Here is an 11937-nt window from a genome sequence, read left to right on the forward strand (position 1 = left end):
CTCGCGCCACACGCCCCCTCTAACCCATCCGGGGGCGTTACAACAAGATGGTCAGCATCACTTCCACGGTGCTGCTTCCAGGTATCCTGGCTGTTAAAGTTCCCTGAACGCTCCGGTCGCCCCATGCGGGCTGTCAGCGCCCGAACAATCCTGCCGTGCCACCGGAAGTCAACTGCGGGCCAGCGCCGTCCCGTGCCAGAAGTCATGAAGTCCCGGTCAGCAATTGACCGGCGCTTGCGCACGAGTACTGACGAGGGAGGTCCGCGCAGTGGCTTTCTCCGCCGTCCCCGCAGCCCAGGGCCTGTATGACCCGGCTGCGGAGCAGGATTCCTGCGGTGTCGCCATGGTCGCCGACATCCGCGGCCGCCGGTCCCACGGCATCGTCGCCGACGCGCTGACCGCGCTGGCGAACCTCGAGCACCGCGGCGCCGCCGGTGCGGAGCCCACCAGCGGGGACGGCGCCGGCATCCTGATCCAGCTACCGGACGAGCTGCTGCGCGCCGAAGCCGGTGTCGAGCTGCCGGAACCCGACGAGGCCGGGCAGCGCCGCTACGCCGCCGGCATGGCCTTCCTGCCCACCGACGTCGAGCAGCGCCGCCGCGTCGTCGAGCTCGTCGAGCGGATCGCCGCCGAGGAGAACCTGCGCGTGCTCGGCTGGCGGGACGTGCCGATCGCCCCGGAGAAGGCCGGCATCGGCGCCACCGCGCGCACGTGCATGCCGCACTTCGCCACCGTGCTGGTCGCCGGGCTGGGCGACGAGGCCGGGATCGAGCTGGACCGGTTGGCGTTCTGCCTGCGCAAGCGGGCCGAGCGGCTCGCCGCCCAGGACGGGCTGGAGCTGTACTTCCCGTCGCTGTCCAGCCGCACCATGGTCTACAAGGGCATGCTGACCACCGAGCAGCTGCCCGCCTTCTTCCCGGACCTCACCGACGAGCGGCTGGTCAGCGCGATCGCGCTGGTGCACAGCCGGTTCTCCACCAACACGTTCCCGTCGTGGCCGCTGGCGCACCCGTTCCGCTACGTGGCGCACAACGGCGAGATCAACACCATCCGCGGCAACCGCAACCGGATGCGGGCCCGCGAGGCGCTGCTGCAGTCGGACCTGATCCCCGGTGACCTGTCGCGGCTGTATCCGATCTGCGCCGAGGACGGTTCGGACTCCGCCTCCTTCGACGAGGTGCTGGAGCTGCTGCACCTGGGCGGCCGGAGCCTGCCGCACGCGGTGCTGATGATGGTGCCGGAGGCGTGGGAGAACCACGCCGAGATGGACCCGAAGCGCAGGGCGTTCTACCAGTTTCACGCCAGCCTGATGGAGCCGTGGGACGGCCCGGCCTGCGTGACCTTCACCGACGGCACGCTGGTCGGCGCGGTGCTGGACCGCAACGGGCTGCGCCCGGCGCGCTGGTGGCAGACCGCCGACGACCGGGTGGTGCTGGCCAGCGAGACCGGGGTGCTCAACGTCAAGCCCGAGGAGGTGGTGGCCAAGGGCCGCCTGCAGCCGGGCCGGATGTTTCTGATCGACACCGCGCAGGGCCGCATCGTCGACGACGACGAGATCAAGACGCAGCTGGCCGAGGAGCACGCCTACGACGAGTGGCTGCACGCGGGCCTGCTGCACCTGGACAAGCTCCCGGACCGCGAGCACGTGGTGCACACCCACGAGTCCGTGGTGCGCCGCCAGCTGGCGTTCGGCTACACCGAGGAGGAGTTGCGCCTGCTGCTGGCGCCGATGGCGACCAGCGGCGGGGAACCGCTGGGCTCGATGGGGTCGGACACCCCGCCGGCGCCGCTGTCGCAGCGCTCCCGGATGCTCTACGACTACTTCGTGCAGCAGTTCGCGCAGGTCACCAACCCGCCGCTGGACGCGATCCGGGAGGAGATCGTCACCTCGGTGGCGCGCGTGATGGGGCCGGAGCAGAACCTGCTGGCGCCGTCGGCGGCGTCCTGCCGGCACATCGTGCTGCCCAGCCCGGTGATCGACAACGACGAGCTGGCCAAGCTCATCCACGTCAACGACGATGGCGACCTGCCCGGCTTCGCCTCCGCCGTGCTGTCCGGTCTGTACGAGGTGGGCGGTGGCGGTGCGGCGCTGGCCGAGGCCATCGAGCGGGTCCGGCAGGAGGCGTCGGAGGCGATCGCCGCCGGGGCGCGCGTGCTGGTGCTCTCCGACCGCGACTCCGACCACCGGATGGCGCCGATCCCGTCGCTGCTGCTCGTCTCGGCCGTGCACCAGCACCTGGTGCGTACCAAGGAGCGGCTGCGCGTGGCGCTGGTGGTGGAAAGCGGCGACGCCCGCGAGGTCCACCACATCGCCACGCTGCTCGGCTACGGCGCCGCGGCGGTCAACCCGTACCTGGCGTTCGAGACCATCGAGGACATGATCGCCACCGGGGAGATCACCGGCATTCGGCCGAAGGTGGCGATCCGCAACTACGTGCAGGCGCTGGTCAAGGGCGTGCTGAAGGTGATGTCCAAGATGGGCATCTCCACCGTCGGCGCCTACACCGGCGCGCAGGTCTTCGAGGCCGTGGGTCTGTCCAAGGAACTCGTCGACGAGTACTTCCACGGCACCGCCTCCAAGCTCGGCGGGGTCGGCCTGGACGTGCTGGCCGAGGAGGTCGCGCAGCGGCACCGCCGCGCCTACCCGGACAACCCGACCGAGCGGGTGCACCGCAAGCTGGAGATCGGCGGCGACTACGCCTACCGCCGCGAGGGCGAGCTGCACCTGTTCACCCCGGAGACGGTGTTCTTGCTGCAGCACTCCACCAAGACCGGCAGGTACGACGTGTTCCGCAGGTACACCGCGGAGTGCAACCGGCTGGCGGCCGAGGGCGGTACGCTGCGCGGGCTGTTCAAGCTGGACAGCGGCCGGGAACCGATCGACATCGACGAGGTCGAGCCGATCTCGGAGATCATGAAGCGGTTCTCCACCGGTGCGATGAGCTACGGCGCGATCTCCGCGGAGGCGCACGAGACGCTGGCCATCGCGATGAACCGCATCGGCGGCAAGTCCAACTCCGGTGAGGGCGGCGAGGACGTCGACCGGCTCTACGACCCGGAGCGCCGCTCGGCGGTCAAGCAGGTCGCCTCCGGCCGCTTCGGGGTCACCAGCGAGTACCTGGTCAACGCCACGGACATCCAGATCAAGATGGCGCAGGGCGCCAAGCCTGGCGAGGGCGGCCAGCTGCCCGGCCACAAGGTGTACCCGTGGATCGCCAGGACCCGGCACTCCACGCCGGGGGTCGGCCTGATCTCGCCGCCGCCGCACCACGACATCTACTCGATCGAGGACCTGGCGCAGCTGATCCACGACCTGAAGAACGCCAACGAACACGCCCGGATCCACGTCAAGCTGGTGTCCGAGGTCGGCGTCGGCACGGTCGCGGCCGGGGTGGCCAAGGCGCACGCGGATGTCGTGCTGATCTCCGGCCACGACGGCGGCACCGGTGCCGCGCCGCTGACCTCGCTGAAGCACGCGGGCACACCGTGGGAGGTCGGACTCGCCGAGACGCAGCAGACGCTGCTGCTCAACGGGCTGCGCGACCGCATCACGGTGCAGGTCGACGGCGGGTTCAAGACCGGCCGCGACGTGATCGTCGCCGCGCTGCTGGGCGCGGAGGAGTACGGCTTCGCCACCGCGCCGCTGGTGGTCGAGGGCTGCGTGATGATGCGCGTCTGCCACCTCGACACCTGCCCGGTCGGCGTCGCGACCCAGAACCCGGAGCTGCGCAAGCGCTACACCGGCAAGGCCGAGCACGTCGTGAACTTCTTCGAGTTCGTCGCGCAGGAGGTCCGCGAGTACCTGGCGCAGCTGGGCTTCCGCACCCTGGACGAGGCGATCGGCCAGGTCTCGGCGCTGCGCACGGACGAGGCCATCGAGCACTGGAAGGCCCGCGGCCTGGATCTGTCCCCGGTGTTCGCCGAGCCGGAGACGCCGTACTCGTCGGTGCGGCGCCGGGTCCGCGAGCAGGACCACGGCCTGGAACACGCGCTGGACCGCACGCTGATCCAGCTCGCCGAGGCGGCGTTGGAGGACGCCCGCCCGGTGCGGCTGCAGCTGCCGGTGCGCAACGTCAACCGCACCGTCGGCACCCTGCTGGGCGCCGAGGTCAGCCGCCGCTACGGCGGGGAGGGCCTGCCGCCGGACACCATCCACGTGGAGCTGGAGGGCTCGGCCGGGCAGTCGCTGGGCGCGTTCCTGCCGCCCGGTATCACGCTGGACCTCATCGGTGACGCCAACGACTACGTCGGCAAGGGCCTGTCCGGCGGCCGGATCGTGGTCCGCCCGCACCCGGACTCGGTGTTCGCCGCCGAGGACCAGGTGATCGCGGGCAACGTGATCGGCTACGGCGCCACCAGCGGGGAGATCTTCCTGCGCGGCAAGGTCGGCGAGCGGTTCTGCGTGCGCAACTCCGGGGCCGTCGCGGTCGCCGAGGGCGCCGGGGACCACGCCTTCGAGTACATGACCGGCGGCCGGGCGGTGGTGCTGGGCAGCACCGGCCGCAACGTCGGCGCCGGCATGTCCGGCGGCATCGCCTACGTGCTGAACCTGGACCCGGTGCGGGTGAACACCGCGATGGTGGACCTGCAGCGGCCCAGCGCCAAGGAACTGAAGTGGCTGCACGAGATCGTGCAGCGGCACCACGAACTGACCGGTTCGGCGGTGGCGGCCTCGCTGCTCGGCGACTGGCCGCGGCGCTCCGCGGCGTTCACCAAGGTGATGCCGCGCGACTACCAGCGCGTCCTGGAAGCGATGCGGATGGCCAAGGTCGAGGGCCGAGACGTGGACGAGGCGATCATGGAGGCTTCCCGTGGCTGACCCGAAGGGATTCCTGAAGTACACCCGGGCCGACGCCCCCAAGCGCCCCGTCGAGGACCGGCTCGGCGACTGGCGCGAGGTCTACGCGGCACTGCCCGCGGCGGAGCGCAACGAGCAGGTCGCGACGCAGGCCACGCGCTGCATGGACTGCGGCATCCCGTTCTGCCACTCCGGTTCGGCCGGCTGCCCGCTGGGCAACCTCATCCCGGAGTGGAACGACATGGTGCGCCGCGGCCAGTGGCAGGTGGCCAGCGAGCGGCTGCACGCCACCAACAACTTCCCGGAGTTCACCGGCAAGTTGTGCCCGGCGCCGTGCGAGGCCGCCTGCGTGCTGGCGATCTCGCCCGAGGCCGGTGGCGCCGTGACCATCAAGCGGGTCGAGGAGACCATCGCCGAGGTCAGCTGGGAGAACGAGTACGTCTGCGCGCAGGTGCCCGAGGAGCACACCGGCAAGCGGGTGGCCGTGGTCGGTTCGGGGCCGGCTGGGCTGGCCGCGGCGCAGCAGCTGACCCGCGCCGGGCACGAGGTGACCGTGTTCGAGCGCGACGACCGCATCGGCGGGCTGCTGCGCTACGGCATCCCCGAGTTCAAGATGGAGAAGTCCGTCCTGGACCGCCGGTTGGCGCAGATGCGTGCCGAGGGCACGAAATTCGTCACCGGGTGCGAGGTCGGCGTGGACCTTTCCGTCGAGGATCTGCGCGCCGGCTACGACGCCGTGGTGCTCGCGGTGGGTGCGTTGCGCGGCCGCGACGACCGCACGATCCCCGGGCGGGACCTCAAGGGCGTGCACCTGGCCATGGAGCACCTGGTCCCGGCGAACAAGGAGTGCGAGGGCGACGGCCCGTCGCCGATCTCGGCGCGGGGCAAGCACGTGGTGATTCTCGGCGGTGGGGACACCGGCGCGGACTGCTACGGCACCGCGACCCGGCAGGGCGCGCTGTCGGTGACGCAGCTGGACAACTACCCGCAGCCGCCCACGACCCGCGACGACGACCGGTCGCCGTGGCCGACGTGGCCGTACATCCTGCGCACCTACCCGGCGCACGAGGAGGCGGGCGAGCGCCGGTTCGCGGTGGCGATCCAGGAGTTCGTCGGCGACGACGAGGGCAACGTGCGCGCGGTGCGGCTGCGGCACGTCAAGGTGCAGCGCGACGCGGACGGCCGCCGGCAGGTGATCCCGGTGTCGGACGAGGTGGAGGAGCTGCCCTGCGACCTGGCGCTGCTGGCGATCGGGTTCGAGGGCGTCGAGCACATGCCGCTGCTGGACGGCCTGGGCATCGAGCTGACCAAGCGCGGCACCATCGGCTGCGGCTCGAACTGGGAGACCACCGCGCCGGGCGTGTTCGTCTGCGGTGACGCGCACCGCGGGGCGTCGCTGGTGGTGTGGGCGATCGCGGAGGGCCGTTCGGTGGCCAACGCGGTGGACGCCTACCTGACCGGCGAGTCGCAGTTGCCCTCGCCGGTGCACCCCACGGCCCTGCCGCTCGCCGTGGCCTGATTTCCCGCGGTGCAGGGCCGCGGATCAGCCGGGATAGCTCAGCCGTAGGGCACCGATGGCGATGGTCCTGAGTCCTACCAAGGGAATCAGGACCATCGCCGTTGCCATCACGTGACGATCCGCGGCGCAGCCACCAACCGGCGGCTTTGGGGTGAACCGGTGTTCCATCCCAGATCACCACGCCGCGGACGGGGGTCAGATGCCGCGCAGGGACGCGGGGAGTTCGCCGGTGTGCACGACGCCGAGGCGCTGGGTGGCCCGGGTCAGCGCCACGTAGAGGTCGTTGCGGCCCTTCTCCGACTCGGTCACGATCGCCGCCGGTTCCACCACCAGCACCGAGTCGAACTCGAGCCCCTTGGCCTGCTCGACGGTCAGCAGCACCACCGGCGACTCCAGGTCGTCGGGGCGGTCGCCGAGTACCGCCTGCGGCAGGGCCGCCACGAGCCCCGGGCCGAGGTCCGCCCACAGCCGCGGCGGCAGCAGGACCGCCAGGCGACCGTCCTCGACCTCGCGCAGCTCGGCCTCGACCAGCGCCGGTAGTTCGGCGGCGAGGTCGTCGACCCGCCTCGCCCACGGCCGGTGGCCGCTGGTGCGCACCGAGCTCGGCGCCTCCAGGTCGGTGTCCATGTCGGACAGCACGTTCGCCGCGACCGCCATGATCTCCGCCGGGGTGCGGTAGTTGACGGTCAGCTCCGCCAGCTTCCAGCGGTCCTGCACGTAGGGGTGCAGCACCTCGTGCCAGGTCCGCGCCCCGCCCAGCGCGCCGGTCTGCGCCACGTCGCCGACCAGCGTCATCGACCGGCTCGGGCAGCGGCGCATCAGCACCCGCCAGGCCATCGCCGACAGCTCCTGCGCCTCGTCGACGATGACGTGCCCGAACGTCCAGGTGCGGTCCTCGGCGGCGCGTTCGGCCGCCGTCAGGTCGCTGCGCGCGCGGAACCGCTCGGCGAGCAGTTCCGCGTCGAGCACGTCGGAGACCCGCAGCCGCTCCTCGTCGGCGATCTCCTCGTCCTGCTCCATGATGTGCAGCACGCCCTGCGCGTAGGCGAGTTCCTCGCGTTCCTGCCGGGCGCGTTCGGCGCGTTGCTGGGCGTCGTCCTCGCCGAGCAGTTCGGCCAGCTCGTCGAGCAGCGGGACGTCGGCGGGCGTCCACGGCGCGCCGGGGGGTCGCAGCAGTTCGGTGCGTTCGGCGTCGTTGAGGTGCCTGCGGGACGCGGACTCCAGCCGCTGCGGGCTGCTGAGCAGGTCGTCCAGCAGCTCCTGCGGGGTCAGTTCCGGCCACAGCTCGTCCAGCGCCTTGGTCACCACCTGGTCGGCGCGCAGTTCGCGGTTGATGTCGTCGAGATCGCGGCGGTCCAGCAGGTCGCGGCCCAGCCGGTCGGCGACCTGCAGGGTCAGCGCGGAGAACATCTCGTCGCGGAACACCCGGCGGGCCAGGTTGTGCGGTCGGCGGGTGCGGCGGGCGCGGGTGCGCGCGTGTAACGCGTCGCGGCGTTGGATGCGCAGCGCCTCGCGGTCGAAGGTGACCTCGACGTAGTCCTTCGGCACCTGCTGCCGGTCGCGCACCGCGGTGTGCAGCACGTCGACCATGGCGGCCCGGCCCTTGATCTCGGCGGCCCGCGCCGACTCCTCGCCGGTCGCCGTGATCCCCGGGTACAGATCGCCCACAGTGGACAGGAGTACGCCGGTTTCGCCCAGCGAGGGCAGGACCTGGCCGATGTAGCGTAGGAACGTCGGGTTCGGGCCGACGACCAGGACACCGCGCTTGGACAGCTGCTCGCGGAAGGTGTACAGCAGGTAGGCCGCCCGGTGCAGCGCGACCGCGGTCTTGCCGGTGCCGGGACCGCCCTGCACCACCAGCACCCCGTTCATCCCGGCGCGGATGATGCGGTCCTGTTCGCGCTGGATGGTGGCGACGATGTCCTGCATCTGCCCGGTGCGGCGGGCGTCGAGCCGGGCCAGCAGCGTGGCCTCCCCGGCCAGGCCCAGATCGCTGCCCTGCTCGGCGGCGTCGAGGTCGAGCACCTCGTCCTCGTAGTCCAGCACCCGTCGCTGGCTGGTGCGCAGGTGCCGCCGACGGCGAACGCCGTCGCGGGCCGCGGCGGTGGCCAGGTAGAACGGCCGGGCCGCCGGGGCGCGCCAGTCCACCAGCAGCGGTTCGTACTCGTTGTCCTCGTCGAACAGCCCGAGCCGGCCGATGTGGAAGGTCTCGCCGCTGTCCAGGTCCAGCCGCCCGAAGCACATGCCGTGCTCGACCGCGCTGAGCTGCGCGAGCCTGTCGGTGTACATCCGGGTGGAGATGTCCCGCTCGGTGCGGGCCTGCGGCGGGCCGCCGCTGTCGCGCAGCGTGTTCCGCAACCGCTGCGTGGTCTCCTCGCGCAGCGCGTCGAGCTTTGCGTACAGCATGGTGAGGTACTGTTGTTCGGCCGCGATCTCCTGTGCGCGCACGGCATCCCGATCGGCTCGGGCGTTGGACAATTGCGCCACCTTTTTTGGCTGGGGATCAGGGAAGAAGCCCGACTCGGGCCCGACCCGCCAATATACCGCCCGCGGCGGGGCGGTCGCAGGGCCGCGGAGCCGGGCTCCCGGTTGCTCAGGCGGCGAGCAGGGTTTGGTGCGCTCTGCGCAGCAGCATCGCCATGCCCCTGCGGTGCCACGTCGACATCGGTGACCAGATCCGGGCCGCGAAGGCGTTGTGGTATCTGACGATCGTCGCAGCTGACACCTTCTCGTCTGCGACGCGGACGACGAGGTGGACCGCCAGTGACCAGGAGGTGGCTTCGATCCGCAGCCACCGGTCGCCGCGACCGCCGATCTTCCAGCCGCTCAGGTGGTCTGGTGACGGCCGCCGGTCCAGGCGCAGCTGCAGGAGCCCGCGGAAGATCAGGCGCGCCAGCGGGCCGGCGAAGGTCTTCTCGAACGCGGCGCGCGCCCATTCCTCGGCCGTGTGGTCGGCGACGCCGGTCGCCGCCAGCGTGAAGAAGTCGGTGTAGTGGGGATCGGTGATCGTGCTGAGCGCGCGGATCTCCCCGGGCACGACCTGGTGTTCGTGGATGGTCGGCACGGAATCGGACTGCATGTCCCTGTCTCTACCTCGGTGCCCTGGAAGGGCTTGGGAGCTTCCTCGCGGGGCACGCCCCGCACGACGTCGAGCTCGCCGAGCAGGCGATCCGCGGCGTGCTGGGGCTACCACCGGTTTCCAGGTTTGCCTGAGTCTGGGTGCTCGTCGTGAGCGCCGGCCGCCACCCACGACCGCTGGTCACAGCACCGTCGACAGGCCCAGGATCACCGCGAACGAGACGACCGACAGCAGCGTCTCCATCACCGACCAGGTCCTGAGGGTCTGCCCGACGGTCATCCCGAAGTACTCCTTGACCAGCCAGAACCCGGCGTCGTTGACGTGCGAGAGGAACAGCGAGCCGGAGCCGATGGCCAGCGCCACCAGCGCACCCTGCGCCGGCGGCATCCCGGTCACCAGCGGCGCGACCATCCCGGCCGCCGAGATGGTGGCCACCGTCGCGGAACCGGTGGCCACCCGGATACCCACCGCGATCAGCCAGCCGAGCACCAGCGGCGACAGGTGCGCCCCGCTCGCCACGTCGGTGATCATGGTGTTCACCCCGGAGTCGACCAGGGTCTGCTTGAACCCGCCACCGGCGCCGACGATGAGGATGATCCCGGCGATGGCGGGCAGCGATCCGCCGATCACGTCGGACAGCCGGTCGCGGCCGAACCGGGCGCCGCCGCCGAGCACCACGATGGCGATCAGCACGGTCAGCATCAGGGCGACCACCGGGGTGCCGACGGTGTCGAGCACCCGGTAGCCGGCGCTGTCCTCCGGCAGCGTCAGGTCGGCGAGGGACTTGCCCAGCATCAGCACCACCGGCAGCAGCAGCATCGCCACCGACGCGACGAAACCGGGGCGCCTCTCCGGCGCAACCTGCTCCGGGGTCGTGCCCAGCAGGTGGGTGGCCGGGGGCAGGTCGACGCGGCGCGCGATGTGGGAGCCGAACAGCGGGCCGGCGACGATCGCGGTCGGGATGGCCACCACGACGCCCAGCGCGAGGGTGAGGCCGAGGTCCACGTGCAGTGCGTCGACGGCCGCGAGCGGGCCGGGGTGTGGCGGGACCAAACCGTGCAGGATCGACAGCCCGGCCAGCGCGGGGATGCCGATGCGCAGCATCGGCTGCTGGGACCGACTGGCCACCATGACCACCACCGGGACCAGCAGGACCACACCGACCTCGAAGAACATCGGCAGGCCCAGCAGCGCGGCGATGAACACCATCGCCCACGGCAGCGTCCGGCGGGTGGTGCGGCGTAGCACCGTCTCCACGATCTGCCCGGCGCCGCCGGTGTCGGTGAGCAGCTTGCCGAGCATCGCGCCGAGCGCGACGAGCAGGCCGACATCGCCGACAGTCTTGCCGAGGCCCTTGGTGAAGGTCTCCACGAGGTCCCCGAACGGCATGCCGGCGACGACGCCGAGTGTGGCGGCGCCCAGAGCCAGGGAGAGGAAGGGGTGCAGCTTCGCCCAGCTGATCAGCACGACGATGACCGCGATGCCCGCGACGGCCGCCACCAGCAGCCGGGTGTCGTGCGCGGTCCAGGTGCCCGCCTCGGTCGAGGCGCCGGCGAGGCTGCCGAAAAGGCTGTGCGACATGGGGGTTGGCTCCTCGTTGAGCAGCTGGTGCCGGCACAGCCTACGCAATAAGTATGACTTTATTGCCATATTGACCGATTAAGTATGTCTGTTACGCGCATCACCCGTCTGTGGTGGCTTAGAGTGCGCACGGATCGGAGCCGGGACGAATGCGACGCGGTGTTGTTGCCAGCCGCTGCCACGACGCCCCGCACCGCGAAGCGACGAGCGTCGGAGGGGATCGGATGGGCGGCGGACTGCACGACAGGGTGCTGGACGTGCTCGGCCACGAGATCGCCGCCGGCGCGCACCCGCCGGGCAGCGTGCTGCGCATCGACGAGATGGAGCAGCGTTTCGGGATCTCCCGCAGCGTGGCCCGCGAGGTGGTGCGCAGCCTGGCGTCGATCCGGCTGGTGGTGGGCCGCAAGCGGGTCGGCATCGTGGTCCGGCCGCGCGCCGACTGGAACACCTTCGACCCGCTGCTGATCCGCTGGCTACTGGCCGCCGACCGCACCGCGCAGCTGAAGACACTGGCCGAGCTGCGCACCGCCGTCGAACCGGTGGCGGCCGGAGCCGCGGCGCAGCGGGCCACCGACGCCGACGCCGCGCGGCTGGTCGAGCTCGCCGAGCGGATGGTGGCCACCGCCCGTGCCGGCGACCTGGACACGTTCATGGACGCCGACGTCGCCTTCCACCGCCTGGTGCTGACCGCTTCCGGCAACGAGATGTTCGCGCAGCTGCACGAGGTCGTCGAGGAACTGCTGCGGTGGCGGGCCGGGCACGGCCTGATGCCGGTGCACCCGCGCCCGGTCGCCGTGCGGCTGCACTGCGAGATCGCGGAGTGCATCCGCAGCGGTGACCGGGCGCGGGCGGAGGAGGCGATGCGCGAACTGGTCGCCGAGGCGCTGGAGGGCACGCTGTCCGAGCTGGCCGCGACGCACCGGTGACGGGACCTGATCCCCAGGTCCGGCAGGCGACCAC

Annotated in this window: 6 protein-coding genes; 3 read left to right on the forward strand and 3 right to left on the reverse strand. The window is 71.4% G+C overall.

Annotated features, from left to right (window positions below; translation table 11 throughout):
- Positions 1-268: 268 nt before the first annotated feature.
- Both gltB and IEY17_RS05470 read left to right on the forward strand, forming a co-directional pair.
- Positions 269-4819 carry a glutamate synthase large subunit gene (gene gltB, locus IEY17_RS05465; RefSeq protein WP_188986092.1) on the forward strand — a complete coding sequence of 1517 codons (4551 nt, stop codon included), beginning with the start codon at positions 269-271 and terminating at the stop codon, positions 4817-4819.
- Complete coding sequence (locus IEY17_RS05470) at positions 4812-6317, forward strand: glutamate synthase subunit beta (RefSeq protein WP_188986094.1); 1506 nt, start codon at positions 4812-4814, stop codon at positions 6315-6317. Before gltB ends, IEY17_RS05470 begins: the two co-directional genes overlap by 8 nt.
- Positions 6318-6512: 195 nt before the next feature.
- Here IEY17_RS05470 and IEY17_RS05475 read toward each other — a convergent pair whose 3' ends face one another.
- The 3 genes from IEY17_RS05475 to IEY17_RS05485 all read right to left on the reverse strand — a co-directional run bounded on the left by IEY17_RS05475 (position 6513) and on the right by IEY17_RS05485 (position 10977).
- On the reverse strand, positions 6513-8795 hold the full coding sequence (locus tag IEY17_RS05475; RefSeq protein ID WP_188986096.1) for a HelD family protein: 2283 nt from the start codon (positions 8793-8795) through the stop codon (positions 6513-6515).
- 115 nt (positions 8796-8910) lie between these two features.
- Positions 8911-9396 carry a DUF2867 domain-containing protein gene (locus tag IEY17_RS05480; RefSeq protein WP_229679856.1) on the reverse strand — a complete coding sequence of 162 codons (486 nt, stop codon included), beginning with the start codon at positions 9394-9396 and terminating at the stop codon, positions 8911-8913.
- 180 nt (positions 9397-9576) lie between these two features.
- A complete protein-coding gene (locus IEY17_RS05485; protein WP_188986098.1) occupies positions 9577-10977 on the reverse strand; it encodes a GntT/GntP/DsdX family permease in 1401 nt (466 codons plus the stop codon).
- A 224-nt stretch (positions 10978-11201) separates the two neighbouring features.
- Between IEY17_RS05485 and IEY17_RS05490 the strand changes: the two genes are divergently transcribed.
- The gene (locus IEY17_RS05490) at positions 11202-11903 is read left to right on the forward strand and encodes a FadR/GntR family transcriptional regulator (protein WP_188986100.1); all 702 of its coding nucleotides are present in this window, start codon (positions 11202-11204) and stop codon (positions 11901-11903) included.
- The last annotated feature ends 34 nt before the right edge of the window (positions 11904-11937 follow it).

Source organism: Saccharopolyspora thermophila, from assembly GCF_014646075.1.
In the GTDB taxonomy this organism is placed as follows: domain Bacteria; phylum Actinomycetota; class Actinomycetes; order Mycobacteriales; family Pseudonocardiaceae; genus Saccharopolyspora; species Saccharopolyspora thermophila.